Origin of the sequence: Salinivibrio socompensis S35 (assembly GCF_000513715.1) — a bacterium.
GTDB classification, from domain to species: domain Bacteria; phylum Pseudomonadota; class Gammaproteobacteria; order Enterobacterales; family Vibrionaceae; genus Salinivibrio; species Salinivibrio socompensis.
The window spans coordinates 1-15,115 of record NZ_AQOD01000172.1 but is presented as its reverse complement, the minus strand read 5'-3'; the positions used below and the strand labels follow the sequence as shown (position 1 = coordinate 15,115).

Sequence of the window (15,115 nt, the reverse complement as noted above, 5' to 3'; positions counted from 1 at the left end):
TGGTGCTGCAGGCGCTCTTGCCAAAGTTGCATCTTGTCTTCGCGTGTCATGATATAGCTCCGATAGTGAAGGGGCTATATCAATATCAGGTCATCGTGGTTATCTGAATGTGGGGAGAAATGGCCGCTTACCGATAAACAGGTTAACCATCCTGTGTTTTGCCATGCTACCGCCAGTCAGTTGTCGGCACCTAACACGCCATTGAGTTGGCAGATTTGGACTTAGTGTATCAAGGGCTGTTTTGGTTTTCGTGCGCTATTGTCCAAAGTGTTAGGTAAGCCATATTTTGTGAAATGGGTGCAAAAAAATGCGGCCTGGGTGGCCGCTTGGGTCTCGACGTGTTTTGTGTCTTACCGCGCAAAGCGGGTGGCGTGGAGGGCGAGGTGTTTATCAATAAAGGTATTGATGAAAAAGTAGCTGTAGCCGTAGCCAGCTTGCATGCGCAAAGTAAGCGGGGGAATTATGTTTCTCTGCCGCTTGTTTCAGGGCTTGCGGGTTAAGCTACTCGCAAAAAGCCATCTTTGTCGCCTTGGTCCACCAGCATCGGTATGGCGGTGAGGTCTTGGGCGAGTAGCACAGTGGCGTCGTAGGCTTGCCATGTTTGTTAACTCTTTCCCGCGCGGGAGCGTGGAAACGAGAAAAAACTTCTGTCTTTTCATATGCAATTATATATCAACTTATGGTTTTTGATATGCAATAGATAATCATATTTATGTTCTTTGAGTTGATGTGATATAATTTAATATATAATTTTTCTTCAGCGATACATTAAGGTGTCTCGAAATGAGCTATGTAACAGAGCAGATACTAGAAAGCCTTCGAGACGCTCGGGTAAGTAAAGGTTTTAGCCAGAGAGAGTTAAGTGCTCGTTCGGGTGTGCCTCAAAGCCATATTTCGAAAATCGAGTCTGGCGGTGTTGATTTAAGAGTATCCAGTTTGATTGCACTTGCCCGTGCACTCGACCTAGAGTTATTTGTTGCAACCAAAAAATCTGTACCTGCCATTAAGTCGATCATTCGAAGCAGCCAAGGGATCAGCGATAAAGGTGAGGCATTGTCGCCCGCTTATCAGTTAGAGGAAGACGATGATGACTAATCATGTTTCTACGCTCAACGTGTTGCTCTACGGTGAGCCCATCGCAACGATCACCAACGTAGGCAATGATAGAACACTTTTTGCCTTTATGGATTCGTACATTCATGACGAATCGCGGCCTGTATTAGGGCTTGGTTTTAAAGATGCACTGGGTGGCTTGCTGACTAACTTTAAACCAACCCAAACCAAGTTAACTCCATTTTTCTCTAACCTTTTGCCAGAAGAAAGCATGCGAAATTACCTGGCAGAGCGCGCCGGTGTGAACCCTATGCGGGAGTTTTTTCTATTGTGGGTACTGGGACAGGATTTAGCAGGCGCGATCACGGTTGAGCCAGCGGATGGTGAAGTCTTACCACCTAATGTGCATCAAGACATAGAAGATGAAACGAAAACAGATGGCCAATGCGTTTTTCATTGGCGGGAGTGCAATTGAAGTTTTTAGCTGTGCAGCAGGCAAATGGCGGTTTGACGATCCCAGCAACCGGTCAAGGTGGTTCTTGGATTGTAAAATTGCCGTCGTCTCGATTTGAAGCTGTGCCAGAAAATGAATATTCAATGATGGAACTGGCTCGAATGTTGGGAATGGACGTGCCAGAAACGCAGTTACTCCCTATTAATCGGATTGCTAATATCCCAAATGGCATTGGAAAATTTGGTGACAGTGCGTTTGTGATCAAGCGTTTTGATCGTGCAGATGGTCAAACTGTGCACATTGAGGACTTTGCGCAAGTATTCGGCGTTTATCCTCAAGATAAATACAAAAAAGCCAGTATGCGGAATATTGCTCAGGTTATCGGTATTGAAGGGCAAGACGAAGACATTGCAGAATTTACTCGCCGATTGGTGTTCAATACTCTAATTGGAAATGCCGATATGCATTTGAAGAATTGGTCTGTGATCTATAAAGATAGGCGCACAGCATCGATTGCACCTGCTTATGACTTTGTCTCGACCATTCCTTATATCCCCGATAATAGTGCGTCGCTAAAGGTTAGCCGTAGCAAGAAATTCAGTGACTTCACGCTGGATGAGCTATCACATTTAGCAGCTAAAGCCATGTTGCCAGAAAAATTGGTGTTAGATACCGCAAAGCAAACTGTCGCAGGCTTCCATGAAGTATGGGCGAAAGAAAAAGCGCATTTACCACTTACTAAGTCGATGATTAAGGCTATCGAAGAGCACTTACGAAGCATACCACTACGCTGAAATTTGGCGTGCGTGAAGGCAAGATGACGGCCAGGAACGACAAACCTATGCTACGAGCAATGTGCGCGAGCTCTATCTCGCACACTGCTGAGGTTGGGATGCCGCCGTGTCCGTCGATGCCGATTAGTGCGATTGCGTGGTGGACGGGCGTGTTTCTTTCGTCGCTTGGTGCGTTACGTGGGGCGTCGGCTGCGGGCGCTGTTGGTTGCGGTGGATTTGATATTGCTGCCACGCAAAGGTCACCACAAAACAGCCAGTCAGTAACAATACAATAGTCGGGCCTGGTGCACTGTCGAGGTAAAACGACAGGGTCACGCCGCCCACGGCGGTGACTAAAGCGATTGCACAGGCAATCCATAGCATGCGGCTAAATTGTTTGCTGAGCATAAAGGCGGTGACGCCCGGTGCAATCAACATCGCCACCACTAAGATAATCCCCACTGCATGTAACCCCGCAACAATGGTGGCAATCATCACCGAGAGCAGGAGCCAGTGAAGTTTTTGCACCGGGAGCCCGAGCACGCTGGCTTGTGCGGGGTCGAACGATAGCAGCATTAAATCTCGCCCTTTGAGGAACACGAGCGCGAGCACGATTAAGCCAGTGATGGCGGCGGTGAGCAGCTGTTGGTGGTTAATCCCCAACAGGTTGCCAAATAGAATATGGTCAAGGTGCAAATCAGACGGGAACTGGCCTTGCAAAATCAGCCCCAGTGCGAAAAAGCCAGAAAACACAATCCCTAGCAAGGTGTCTTCTTTCACACGACTATTTTGTTTGAGCCAATGCACACTGGTAGCGCATGCGGAGCCCGCGGCAAAGGCACCGACAATCAGCGGTAGGCCAAATAAGTTTGCCAGCACCAGCCCCGGCAGCACCGCGTGTGCCACCGCATCGCCAATCAGTGACCAGCCTTTTAATACCAAATAGCAAGAGAGCAGCGCACAAGGCAGCGCCACTAAGATGGCCATCAGCAATGCATCTTGCATAAAAGTCAGTTGATACGGATTCATTGCAGTGCCTCCTGACGTTTGGCGCGCCGCGCAAATAGGCCGTGTTTAGGTGCCAACATGAAGGCGGCTAAGAATAATGCGACTTGCGTCAGCACGATCAGTGCGCCCGCGTTCACGTTAGCGAAATAGCTGATGTATACTCCAAACAATGAGGTGACGGTGCCAATCAGTCCGCTAAGCACTAATACCGGCCCAAAGCGATCACTCAATAAATAGGCGGTGGCGCCGGGGGCGATCACCAAGCAAATCACCAAAAAGGCCCCCACGCTTTTAAGCGCTGCCATGGTGCAGGCGCTTAAAAGGGCAAAAAACAGCACTTTGAGCCCTACCACTGGCAAGCCGATGCAGCGTGCATGGCTTTCATCGAAAAAGGTCAGCATAAAATCACGCCACTTCAGTGCTAACACCGCTAGGCTGACTAGGGCAATGATCAGCATTTGCATGGCATCAAACGGGGCAATGGCGAGTAAGTTGCCGAGCATAATTTGTTGAATATCGACCGCCACCGGCGAAATTGAGACCAAAAACAGGCCAAAGGCGAAAAAGCTGGAGAAGATCAAACCGATGATTGCATCTTGTTTTATCTGACTGCGTTGATGCAAAAACAGCATCACACTGGCCGCCATCCCGCCGGCGACAAAAGCGCCGAGCGAAAAGGGCAGACCCAGCATGTAAGCACCGGCGACGCCCGGCACAATGGCATGGGAGAGGGCATCGCCCATCAGTGACCAGCCTTTGAGCATCAAAAAGGCCGAGAGCAAGCCGCACACACCGCCAATCAAGGTGGTGACCAGCAGCGCTTTTTGCATGTATTGATAGGCTAACGGGTCCAGTAAGCTCATTCGCGTCGCTCCTTCGCATCCTGATCGCGCTTGCCGTACACCACCAAGGGGCGTTCGTCGTCGGAAATTACTGACAACTCGCGCGGATCAGCGTCTTGGTGGAGTTGATCGCTGGGCATCACATACTGGCGCAGCTTGCCGCCAAAAATGGCACTGAGGTTCTCGGTGGTAAACACATGTTCGGTGCGCCCACCGGCTACCACGGCGCGATTAACCAGCACGGTGCGATCGCAAAAGTCGGGCACGGTACCGAGGTTATGGGTAGCAATMAAAATGGTTTTGCCTTCGTCTTTGAGCTCGAGCAGCAAACGCATGATGGATTCTTCACTGGTCACATCCACCCCAGTAAAGGGCTCATCCAGCAAGATAAGCGGGCTGTGCTGGGCAAGGGCGCGGGCGATAAAGACCCGTTTTTTCTGTCCGCCGGAAAGCTCACCAATTTGCCGTTGGCGAAATGCTGTCATGTCAACGCGGGCTAAGGCGTCACTGACGGCTTGATGATCCGCCGCTTTAGGCCGACGCATAAACGACATCTTTCCGTAGCGGCCCATCATCACCACATCTTCTACTAGCACGGGGAATGACCAGTCAATTTCCTCAGATTGGGGCACGTAGGCCACTAAACCTGCTTTCTGCGCTTGTTTGATCGGGGTGCCGTTAACGGTAATGGCGCCACTGCCGGGATTCACAAACCCCATGATTGCTTTAAACAAGGTGGACTTCCCGCTGCCATTGGCGCCGACCAAACCGGTAATGGTTTGCGCTGGCAGTGAGAAACTGGCGTGTTCAAGGGCGCATAGGCCGTTTCGATACACGACACGCACCTCGTTGACATCCAACACGCTGGGTGTGCCGTCGGTTAGATCATAGTGCGTCATGGCGTAACCCCGTTAATACCGTTTCTGTGGTGACTGTCAGTAAGGATAGATAATCAGGCACCGGTCCGTCAGCTCGGCTGAGCGAATCGACATATAAAATGCCGCCGTATTGCGCGTCAGTTTCCGCAGCCACTTGTTTGGCGGGCGCATCAGATACGGTGCTTTCTGAGAATACCGCACGCACTTGGTGTTCTCGTACGGTATCAATCAGCACGCGAACTTGTTGCGGTGTGCCCTGGCGCTCAGCATTGATCGGCCACAAATACGCTTCGTTAAGGTTTAAATCACGCGCTAGGTACGAGAACGCGCCTTCACTGCTTACCAGCCAACGCTGTGATTCGGGGACGGCAGATAAGGCGTCTTGAGCACGGGCAAACACGGCCTGAATTTGTGCCTTGTAGGCTTTGGCATTGGTTTGGTAGTGGGTTTGATTGGCGGGATCGTACTTGGACAGCGCTTGCTCGATGTTGTCGACATAATGCATGGCATCGGAGGGCGACATCCACGCATGAGGATTGGGCTTGCCACGATAGGGGCCTGATGCAATCACAATCGGCTCAACGCCGTCTGATAAGATCACATTTGGTACGTCTTCGATATGCTGGAAAAACCGTTCAAACCAACGTTCCAAATCTAAGCCATTCCACATCACCACATCGGCACCTTGGGCACGCACAATGTCACCTGGGGTGGGTTGGTAGTTGTGGATCTCTGCGCCTGGCTTGGTGAGTGAGACCACCTCGGCATGGTCGCCAGCAACATTAGCCGCCATATCGGCCAAGATGGTAAAGCTGGTCACGACTTTTAATTTATCGGCGTGTTTTAGTTTGTCGGCGTGCGCCATCGGCGAGAGCAAGAGCGCCACAATAAGTAGAAGATGTTTTCTCATAAGCGTTTATCTCGTTCATCATATGTGTGGCTACGACGTGATACCGCCAGCCGATCATAGGTTAAAGATAACGGTTATGATAATCATTCTCAAGTAAGTATTATTAAAAAGGACGCCGGTAGCGCCCGTGAGATTAAATCTCTGTATTTACCACGCAAGGTGCATGACAGATTAATCGCGAATGGTATCATGTCTCGCCCACTCCATAATGGTCCAATCTTTCTTTTGTGCATGCAGACTTAGGTGTGGATCGGGGTTCACCGCAAAGGCATTATCAACTTGCTCGAGAAGCGGCACATCCCAGTGCGAATCACTGTAGCCGTACGTGTGGCCAACGGTGTCATGGCGGTCGGATAGCCATGTCTGCATATAGTCATGCTTGCCACGAAAATCTTGCACGCAATGAGAAATACTGCCTGTATAAACGCCGTTAATGGTTTCAAGCTCAATCGCAATCACGGTGTCGAGTTTCAGTAATTCGCCAATCGGTCGAGCCAGATGTGCCGCAGTGTTAGAAACCAGCACACAGTGATCGCCGCGGTGACGATGCCATTCAATACGTTCTAATGCTTGCGGCACCACCACAGGGGCAACGAGTCTATCGATAAAGTCGGTCGCCCATGCAGCCACGGTTTGAGTGGATTTTCCTTTGATTGGGTTCAGCTGCACCTGCATATATTGCTCAAGGTTGATGCGGCCTTTTTTAAAGTCCAGATACGCTCGTTTTTCTTGATCGACCAAGTTTTGCGGGGCGAGATCGCGCTGACAAAGGTACTCAAGCCAGGCTTGCTTCGTATCGGTGGCGACAAGGGTTTCGTCAAGATCAAAAAATGACGATGTTAATTGGATAAGTCATAGCCATACTGATTTTTTGAGATATTGCTCTCGATCTTAACTAATAACTATGACGATAGGGTTTCACTCCTCGGTGATATTATTTGGTAATTTTAGCCCGTATTTTTTTATTAAATCGGTAAAGGTGCCATTTTGTTTGATCGTTTTTAATCCGCGGTTAAAGGCTTGGATGTACTCGCTCGCGTTGGGGTTGGTTTTTCCTGCGGCAATATGGATGTGCTGTCTGATCATCGGGACGGGATAAAAATGAAAATCATCGGCGTTTAGGTTTAGCGGTTTCATCTCTTGTAACATGACAAAGCGGTTCCCCACGGCAATATCAACACGCTCGGCGGCGAGCATTCTTAAGCTTGATACTAATGATGTCGTTTCCACCCGTTGAAAATCTTCCGCGTCTAAAAACCACTGTTCATAGCCGTATTCGCGCACACTGGCGATCCGTTTTCCGGTTAGGCTTTTGGGCCCAGCGTACTCAAAAAAAGTGTCTTTTCGCATCATAATATCGACATTGGTCGCGAAATAAGGCTCACTGAATAGCAGAAATTCACTGCGAGCGTCTGTGTACCAGGTGGTGGTAATTAAATCGATGCGCCCATTTCTGACTTCGTACAAGCCACGCGCCCAAGGGAAGAGTAAGAATTCGGTGTCATAGCCTTGGGTACGGAGTGCGGCGGTGACCAGTTCAACAGAAAAGCCAGGCTTGGCTTTATCGCGGGTCACGTAGGGTGGCCAAGCATCATTCACGGCGGTTATTTTTGTCATTGAGCCTTGCGCTGGAAACGCGAAGGTAAATAGGGCAAAAACAAAGCAAAGACGCTGAAATGAGGTTAGTCCCATGGACGGTCATCCTTATCGATAAATACACGCAACAGCCGCATTAAAGCCTAGCTCTTAATGAGTATAGTGAATGTTTAACGATAGACAAAAAACCCCAGCGAAGATGCTGGGGCGATCTTATTCAGATGTGCGCTTACCGTTTACTGGCGAATGCCTTCTACGTGCAGCTCCATATCAACGTAAGTCGCTGGACCCATGGTGGGAATACCAAAGTCTTCCAGTTCAAGGCGGGTGTTACCCATAAAACCGGCACGGTAGTTGCCCCATGGATCTTCACCGTGGCCAACGAGCTCCGCGTCGATTTCAATCGGCTTGGTTTGACCATGCAAGGTGAGATCACCCGCAATGGTCATAGAGCCGTGGCCGTTATCGGTTACATTGGTGCTTTCAAATGATGCTTGACCATACTTACCCACGTTCAAAAAGTCGCCACTGCGAATATGTTTGTCGCGCTCTGCGTGGTTAGAATCGATACTGGTGGTATCGATGGTGACAGACACAGTCGAGGCACCAATATTGTTCGGATCAAATTCAAACTGACCATCAAACGTATTAAAACGGCCTTTGGTAAAGCTGTAACCTAGGTGTGGCACTTTGAAGTTGACCGAGGCGTGTGCGCCCTTGGTGTCAATCATATAAGTGTCTGCCAATGCAGGCCCAGATAAGAGTGTCGCGGCGCTCATTCCCATGGCTAACATGAGTTTCTTCATTTCGGGTTTCCTCCGATCATCTTCCGTAACGTATTGTCTTTATCTTTAAAGTGGTGTTTCAGTGCCATGATGGCATGGCCTGCTGCTAACACAATCAAGGTGATGGCGACGTAATAATGTATATCGCCAGCGATGTCTGATTGATTGGGAAACAGCTCCCCGGCACTCGGCACTGTAAACCAGGTGAATACATCAATCCCGCGTCCATCTGAGGTTGAGATCAAGTACCCAGAGATAAACAAGGTCGCAAGAAGCAGGTAGATGGTATGGTGGCCTGCTGTTGCGGCTTTGCGTTCCCAAGCCTTACCTTCAACGGTGGGCATGGTATGTGTTGCTTTCCACACTAGCCGGCCGACTGTCGTTATCGCCAACAATATGCCTATCGATTTGTGCCAGTGTGGCGCAGTTTGATACCAACTACTGTAGTAGCTCAAGTCGACCATCCACAATCCGACAGCGAAAAGGCCAACGATAACGAGACTCGATAGCCAGTGTAGCGTACGCATAACGCGATCGTAGCTATTTTTCGGTGTCATTTGTTCCCGCTCCCAATTACTAATACAACACAGTATATAAGGTGAATAGCAATATAGAAGCTATTCACCTTGAACAAGATGTTCGAATAATTCTAACGAACTCTGAACAGTGTTACGACTCGTTGGCGGTCCAGCTAAGGCTTAATGAGACAGAGTCGGCAAATCTGAGTGCATGCGGCTTATCAATGGTCACTTGTGCGTAGCGCACCCAGTGATGGTCACGCGCAATCTCTAACACGCCGGCAACCAACTTTTCGAGTAATAGAAACCGCCCGCTCTCAACGTAATCAATAATCGCTTTGGTAATATCTTTGTAATTGAGAGCATCATCTACATTGTCGTCTTCACAGGCTTTGTGGCCGGGGTAATGAATCTCGACATTGATGACTACATCTTGTTTTTTCTCCTGTTCGTCAGGATTAAAACCGATGTAAGTGCGCAGGCGCAGGTTAGTTACTTTAATCACAGCGTCGTTCATAGTCGTTTCCTGGTCACGAAAGTTAGACAAGATGGCGTCCGCCATCAAGCTTGATGGATTGGCCGGTCATGTGTTGACTGGCGAGGATAAATTCGCAGGCATTCACGATTTCTTGCTCGCCTGGCACGGTGCCTAAAATGGATTTATGGCGTGCTTTCTCGCGATAGGCATCGTCATCGCTCTCGTTGAACATGATCAGCGCTGGCGAAATACTGTTTACTTTGATTCGTGGTGCCAGCTTTTGTGCGAACGAGAGGGTTAGGTTCTCGAGCGCCGCCTTGCTGGTGGCGTAGGCGATATGCTTTGCACTGCCTTTTTGCGCGACGTAATCGGTGAGATGGATTATGTCACCCTGCTGCATCCAGCGACGGGCGGCCATATTGATAAGGTAAGGCGTTTTTGCATGAATTTGCATCATGTTATCGAACAATAATGCAAGATCTTGGCTGTGCTTCTCACTGTCCCAAGATGACGCATTGTGGATCAGTGTGTCGAAAGTGGGGGTCAACGCATCAATTTCATCAATAAAGGCATAAATGTTCGCATCCGTTGAAAAATCTGCCTGCAGACAACGCGCGCCTGCGATCTTAAATCGGCCACTTGAGGGCGTTCGGTACGATAAGATATCGTTACCTGGTGACCCTGATTAAGAAAATGGCAAGCGAGTGCGTAGCCAATGCGCTGTCCGGCGCCGGTAATCAATATATGCTTTTTTGTCACGCGTGTTCCTTTGTATGTCTGGATGGCATCAATAACAAGGATTAACGACTTTATTACGTTTCATGGACTTATCGCGATCAAAGATAGCGTCATATCGCGTTAAACGATAGCTTTTACATCGTTAAGTCGCTGATTTCTTGCCATATGCAACAGAAATGGCGACTAAAATAGGGTGTATGACGACGAGGACAATGAGAGATGAAAATTTGCCAATGGGCGCAGCAAAGTGAATCTGAGCGTGTGTATCACGATAGCGAGTGGGGTGTCCCGACATTTGATGAACGACTCATTTTTGAGTTTATTTGCCTGGAGGGGGCGCAGGCCGGATTGAACTGGCGGCTAATACTGGAAAAGCGACAGGCTTATCGTGATGCTTTCTTCAACTTCGATTTTAATTATCTTGCTACCGTGGAAGCGCCAGATATCACTGCCATTATGGCTAACCATGAGATTGTTCGTAACCGTTTGAAGGTGGCATCGGTATTCACTAACGCCAAAGCAGCGGTGGCGCTGGTGGAGGAATACGGCTCGCTCGCTAAGGCTTTATGGCAGTTCACTGACGGTGTGCCGATTGTGAACCAACACCAATCGGATGCTGACGTGGCCACGGCAACGGATGAGTCCCTCGCATGAGTCGGTTTTTAAAAAAACGAGGCTTTAAGTTTGTGGGCGAGACGATTTGCTATTCGCTGATGCAAGCGCTGGGCATGGTCAACGATCATGTTGTCACTTGTCCTCGGTATCAACCTTGTCGCGAACTCGCCGACTCGGTAAAAGCCCAAGCTTAGAAATAACGGCGGAATTGCCMAAAAAAATGCAGCTTGCCGAATAGGGTTATCTAAGCGTGACACTGTCACTCCTTTTGATGCCGAGGCATGCATGAATCGTTGCTCACCAAGGTAAACACCGACATGACGCAAGCCCGGGCGGATATGGAAGAACACCAGATCGCCTTGCTTCGCGCGCGCATAATCAATGGCATCCCCTGTTTTGGCTTGACCATGTGTGGTGCGAGGTAAGGATGTTGAGAGTGCGTCTTGATAAACACGCTGTGTATAGGCCGAACAGTCAATACCGCTCCGTGTTGTGCCTCCCCAGCGATAGGGAGTGCCTTGCCACTGACGATAAAGCTGAGTAAGCGCATGATCCAATGCTTGGTCGCTGAGGGGGTTGGTTGACGATGGCAAAGGCGATACTGAAGATGGATCGGGTTGGGTCGCGCAACCGATTAACAATATGCTAAGAACACTGATCAATAAAAGTCTCTTCACGCACTGCCCTTAATACAATTCCGTCCTGCCTCTTTGGCTTTATACAAGGCTTTATCTGCCAACTGTAACACTTCGTCGGGCGTGTCGGCTTGCGAAGCATCGGCATATCCAACACTGACAGTAATATTAACGGGCTTTGTATCGCTCACGCGTCCGCGCTTTTGTCGGCCTTGTTTATCATCATGTGGGCGAGATTGATCACGCAGCACTAAGGGGTAGTTGGCAATACCCTCTCGCAGTGCGTCGAGAAACGGTAAGCAGTGTTCGGTCGTTTTGCCTTTGAATAACAAGGTAAATTCTTCGCCGCCATAGCGAAAGGCGCTGGCACCGCCTTCACAGTGCGCCATTTGCTTGGCCACAAGCTTAAGCACATCGTCACCGGTTTCGTGCCCATAGGTGTCATTGAATTGTTTGAAGTGGTCGACATCTAGCATGGCGAGGGTGTAGCGGCGGCCAAGGTGTTTAAGCTCATCTTCCAGGGCGCGCCGTCCAGCAATTTCGGTGAGCCCGTCGATAAAGGCTAATTGATGACTAAATGATACTTGGTTGGCAATCAATAGCAGCCCGGCAAGTGAAAATATTAGTGACGAAATGAATGGCACATCGAAAAAGACTAAGGTGATGGTGGCGCACAGTACGCTAACGAAAGCCGCGTGATCTTCAATGCTATTTTTGCGCAAAGGCGGATGGTACCGACACAAACCAAAATAGAAAGCAGCACGATAAGCAGCAGTGGCATGGGGCTGATTGACGTAGCTCTTACTAAAACCGGATGGTGTTGCAGGTAAAGGGACAATTCACCAAATTGCTGCACCATCAGCGCACACCAACCGATCTCCATACCAATAACGAGAAAAAATAACAAGCCGAATCGCGAGGTCAGCTTTTGATCGCGGATGATGATCATGTAGAGCAAATTAATGGGTAGAGCAACGGCTAAAAGTAAGTACTCAAGATAGGTGGTGCCTTGATCAAGCGGCGATTGAAGCCGAGTAAGAATAACCGTATATCCCACCAATAAGATGATAACCATCATGCCCACGCGGGCGCTTTTAAACAAGTGGCTTAAAAGTAGGGCATTGAGCAAGAGAAAATAGGGGGCGGCATATACCAGGTTATAATAGGGCGCGAGCGAGGTGATCAGAGGCTGATAACCAACCGCGAGGAGTAACAATAAAGCAATCGGAGTCCCCATGCGGACCACAGATGAACGTAAAAGCCCCATGAAACCTCTTAAACGGGTTGAGGTAACACCATTAACATACCACTGATAGCTTTTTAGGGGGTCGCCAGGCACGTAGAATGTGATAATTGCAATGGTTTAATGATAAACGCCATTTAATAACTAGATTATCACTTTATGAGCAAAAAGAAAGTGGATAAAAAGAGAGCCAAGCAATGACTTGGCTCTCTTAACGTTTTCGTGTTTATCGTAAACGATCAACACTCAGCAATACACCACAAGCGATAAAACTAGCTTTCAGACGTGTCCGAGAGAGTGAATACCTGTGTTGGTTTGGCGACAATCGAACGGGTGGTCTCTTTGATATCGGTTATGACCACTTCTAGGCTATCGCCAAGCTTAAATTCAACGTTGCCATCAATGGTCACTGTGCCTGTCTCTTTATCGCACACCATCCGGGTTTTGTTGTCCAGGATCAGTGAGCCAGGAATAAACGCAGGTGCGCCGTTTTCCAGCAAACGAACGCGCATACCTGCGCGGTTAATGTCAAAGATCTCCGCCGTATAACGGGTTTGTGCTTCAACTTCAGGTGTGAGCAAGCGGGTATAAAGCCAATCAGCCACGTCACGCTCCGCCATGCGGTGATGCTTGCGATGGCCAGCCAGTTCTTCACCGACGGTATCGGCAGGCGCGTTGGCTTCCGTTTCGCCACGGATAATCGCTTTGAGTAAGCGGTGGTTGATCATGTCGCCGTATTTACGGATTGGTGATGTCCAGGTCGCGTACACATCTAGCCCCATAGCATAATGAGGTGCTGGCTCGTGGCCAATTTCACTGTAAGCTTGAAAACGGCGTAAGCGGTTGTCTAAATAGGTGGTCTCTAAGCTGTTCAGCCAGCGACGCAACGCGCTAAAGCCTTCGACACTGGCTAACGTGTCGCTGTCAGCTTCGTGCTCATGAGCGCGCACGAGTTCGACGACGTCATCCAGTTTGTCTTGTTTAAATCCGGCATGAGTATTGAAGACGCCAAAGCCGAAGGCATCACGCAATTTGCGGCCCGCAMACAATGTAGCGCTGATCATTGACTCTTCAACAATGCGATTGGCAATACGACGTTGATCGGTATGAATCGCGATCACATCGTTGTCTTCACTCAATTCAAAACGATAATCCGGGCGGTCAGGGAAGGTGACTGCATGGGTTTCACGCCATTGGATGCGCGCTAACGCGAATTGATGGAGCTGATGAATTTGCTCAGCGATCGCCGATGTTTGCGGTTGCCAATCGGCTTGCTCACCTTGTTCGATATAATCTGACACCTTGTCATAGGCGAGTTGGCCATGTGACTGGATCCATGCTGAGAAAAATTCAGTCTCATCGGCGATCGTGCCGTCGGCATCGATACTAAACGTACAGCATAGCGCTGGGCGTTGCTCATTTTCGCGAAGAGAACATAAATCGTCACTGAGGTCACGCGGTAGCATGGGAATATTGCGCCCAGGCAGATAAATAGTGAACCCGCGCTCGCGTGCGACCTGATCGAGCTCATCATCCGCATCGATATAAGCAGTCGGATCGGCGATCGCCACTGTCATGGTAAAGCCACCTTGTTCATTGGCTTTCACATACAGGGCATCATCCATGTCTTTGGTGGACTCACCATCAATGGTGACAAAGGGAAGATCGGTGAGGTCACGACGTTCTAACCCTTGCTCTAACATCGGCCATGCGTCTTTAGGGGCAGGCTCTTGGTTAGGAAGGTTGTGCTTGGCTAACGTGACCCACCAAGGCGCAATCTTGTCGTCTGCGTCAGTGATCTTTTCACTGATTTCGCACAAAAAGTTATCGTCGCCTTTTAAGGGGTGCTTGGTCAGTGATGCGACGACCCAGTCCCCTTCTTTCAAGCCATCTTGTGACAGACCACGCTTTGTTTTCGCGCGTAAGGCATCTTTCATTTGTGGATTATCAGGCACGACATTCAGACGGTTACGAACCCACTGCACGCGACCGATAAAGCGATCCAAACTTGGTTCAACCAGTGTTTCTGGCTCTGCCACTTCCCGGTCTTTTTCAGTACGAACAATGGCTTCTACGCGGTCGCCGTGTAGTACCTTCTTCATATAAGGGGGGGGAATGGAAAAGGCTGGTTTTGTCGTCAACTTCGAGAAAGCCGAAGCCTTTCTCGGTGGCTTTTACCTGTCCTTCTTTTTTAGGCAGGGTTTCTTGGATCTGTTGCTTTAGCTGCGCGAGCAGAGGATTGTCTTGAAACATAACTTGGGTCTCGATTAACGGATCGCCACACTATACGTATTCACTGTTTCAAAACCAACCCGTGGTAATAAAATCCTGTGACTCACGCCAGACTCTGTTTTTCCGTCGGTTTTTTGTCCGCGATTTGTTGGCTTTGCCAACAAGCTGCGACATATGTGTCCATCAAGCCCGTTTTTTGTGAACTTGTTCAACTTTTTCTGGCTTTTTTGGTGTAAATAGCGCAGAATACACACCCTTAATGACCGAGGCCCGTGGCGCTGGTAACTAACACTGTATAAAAGACAGTGTTGCATGGTTGAGCAGAACGCTGAAGGGCCCGTTTGCTACACTCATAAT

15 protein-coding genes and 3 pseudogenes are annotated in these 15,115 nt (G+C 49.2%); 4 read left to right on the top strand and 14 right to left on the bottom strand.

Going from position 1 to position 15,115, the window contains the following annotated elements:
* Positions 1–293: 293 nt before the first annotated feature.
* From DZ54_RS25340 to DZ54_RS22590, 3 genes and pseudogenes are all read left to right on the top strand, one after another.
* Positions 294–500: a hypothetical protein gene (locus DZ54_RS25340; protein WP_025675158.1), complete on the top strand. Its 207-nt coding sequence runs from the start codon at positions 294–296 to the stop codon at positions 498–500.
* A gap of 283 nt (positions 501–783) precedes the next feature.
* A complete protein-coding gene (locus DZ54_RS0115925; protein WP_025675156.1) occupies positions 784–1,095 on the top strand; it encodes a helix-turn-helix domain-containing protein in 312 nt (103 codons plus the stop codon).
* A pseudogene (locus DZ54_RS22590) lies at positions 1,088–2,301 on the top strand (type II toxin-antitoxin system HipA family toxin). Before DZ54_RS0115925 ends, DZ54_RS22590 begins: the two are co-directional and overlap by 8 nt.
* Positions 2,302–2,424: 123 nt before the next feature.
* Here DZ54_RS22590 and DZ54_RS0115915 read toward each other — a convergent pair.
* From DZ54_RS0115915 to folM, 10 genes are all read right to left on the bottom strand, one after another.
* The gene (locus DZ54_RS0115915) at positions 2,425–3,309 is read right to left on the bottom strand and encodes a metal ABC transporter permease (protein WP_025675154.1); all 885 of its coding nucleotides are present in this window, start codon (positions 3,307–3,309) and stop codon (positions 2,425–2,427) included.
* The gene (locus tag DZ54_RS0115910) at positions 3,306–4,151 is read right to left on the bottom strand and encodes a metal ABC transporter permease (RefSeq protein ID WP_025675153.1); all 846 of its coding nucleotides are present in this window, start codon (positions 4,149–4,151) and stop codon (positions 3,306–3,308) included. Before DZ54_RS0115910 ends, DZ54_RS0115915 begins: the two co-directional genes overlap by 4 nt.
* On the bottom strand, positions 4,148–5,029 hold the full coding sequence (locus tag DZ54_RS0115905) for an ATP-binding cassette domain-containing protein (RefSeq protein ID WP_025675152.1): 882 nt from the start codon (positions 5,027–5,029) through the stop codon (positions 4,148–4,150). Before DZ54_RS0115905 ends, DZ54_RS0115910 begins: the two co-directional genes overlap by 4 nt.
* A complete protein-coding gene (locus tag DZ54_RS0115900) occupies positions 5,016–5,918 on the bottom strand; it encodes a metal ABC transporter substrate-binding protein (RefSeq protein ID WP_025675149.1) in 903 nt (300 codons plus the stop codon). The genes DZ54_RS0115905 and DZ54_RS0115900 overlap by 14 nt, the downstream gene beginning before the upstream one ends.
* 171 nt (positions 5,919–6,089) lie before the next feature.
* On the bottom strand, positions 6,090–6,767 hold the full coding sequence (locus DZ54_RS0115895; protein WP_037354907.1) for an HAD family hydrolase: 678 nt from the start codon (positions 6,765–6,767) through the stop codon (positions 6,090–6,092).
* A 69-nt stretch (positions 6,768–6,836) separates the two neighbouring features.
* Positions 6,837–7,610, bottom strand: a complete 774-nt coding sequence (locus DZ54_RS0115890) for a substrate-binding periplasmic protein (protein ID WP_025675146.1) — start codon at positions 7,608–7,610, stop codon at positions 6,837–6,839.
* A gap of 140 nt (positions 7,611–7,750) precedes the next feature.
* Positions 7,751–8,320 (bottom strand): YceI family protein, encoded by a 570-nt coding sequence (locus DZ54_RS0115885; RefSeq protein WP_025675144.1) that lies wholly within the window; start codon positions 8,318–8,320, stop codon positions 7,751–7,753.
* Positions 8,317–8,856, bottom strand: a complete 540-nt coding sequence (locus tag DZ54_RS0115880) for a cytochrome b (protein WP_025675142.1) — start codon at positions 8,854–8,856, stop codon at positions 8,317–8,319. Before DZ54_RS0115880 ends, DZ54_RS0115885 begins: the two co-directional genes overlap by 4 nt.
* Positions 8,857–8,968: 112 nt before the next feature.
* Positions 8,969–9,334, bottom strand: a complete 366-nt coding sequence (gene folX, locus DZ54_RS0115875) for a dihydroneopterin triphosphate 2'-epimerase (protein WP_025675140.1) — start codon at positions 9,332–9,334, stop codon at positions 8,969–8,971.
* Between the two features lie 22 nt (positions 9,335–9,356).
* Positions 9,357–9,902 carry a dihydromonapterin reductase gene (folM, locus tag DZ54_RS22585; RefSeq protein ID WP_240474049.1) on the bottom strand — a complete coding sequence of 182 codons (546 nt, stop codon included), beginning with the start codon at positions 9,900–9,902 and terminating at the stop codon, positions 9,357–9,359.
* A gap of 350 nt (positions 9,903–10,252) precedes the next feature.
* Between folM and DZ54_RS22580 the strand changes: the two are divergent.
* Positions 10,253–10,794: pseudogene (locus tag DZ54_RS22580) on the top strand (DNA-3-methyladenine glycosylase I); the annotation flags it as partial.
* Here the strand turns inward: DZ54_RS22580 and DZ54_RS22575 are convergent.
* The 4 genes and pseudogenes from DZ54_RS22575 to DZ54_RS22565 all read right to left on the bottom strand — a co-directional run bounded on the left by DZ54_RS22575 (position 10,696) and on the right by DZ54_RS22565 (position 14,779).
* Positions 10,696–11,325 (bottom strand): C40 family peptidase, encoded by a 630-nt coding sequence (locus DZ54_RS22575; RefSeq protein ID WP_025675139.1) that lies wholly within the window; start codon positions 11,323–11,325, stop codon positions 10,696–10,698. The pseudogene DZ54_RS22580 and the gene DZ54_RS22575 overlap by 99 nt on opposite strands.
* The gene (locus tag DZ54_RS23775; protein ID WP_128080558.1) at positions 11,322–12,005 is read right to left on the bottom strand and encodes a GGDEF domain-containing protein; all 684 of its coding nucleotides are present in this window, start codon (positions 12,003–12,005) and stop codon (positions 11,322–11,324) included. The genes DZ54_RS22575 and DZ54_RS23775 overlap by 4 nt, the downstream gene beginning before the upstream one ends.
* Complete coding sequence (locus DZ54_RS23770) at positions 11,939–12,550, bottom strand: hypothetical protein (protein WP_051416072.1); 612 nt, start codon at positions 12,548–12,550, stop codon at positions 11,939–11,941. The genes DZ54_RS23775 and DZ54_RS23770 overlap by 67 nt, the downstream gene beginning before the upstream one ends.
* Before the next feature lie 248 nt (positions 12,551–12,798).
* Positions 12,799–14,779, bottom strand: a pseudogene (locus DZ54_RS22565) (exoribonuclease II).
* Positions 14,780–15,115: the final 336 nt, after the last annotated feature.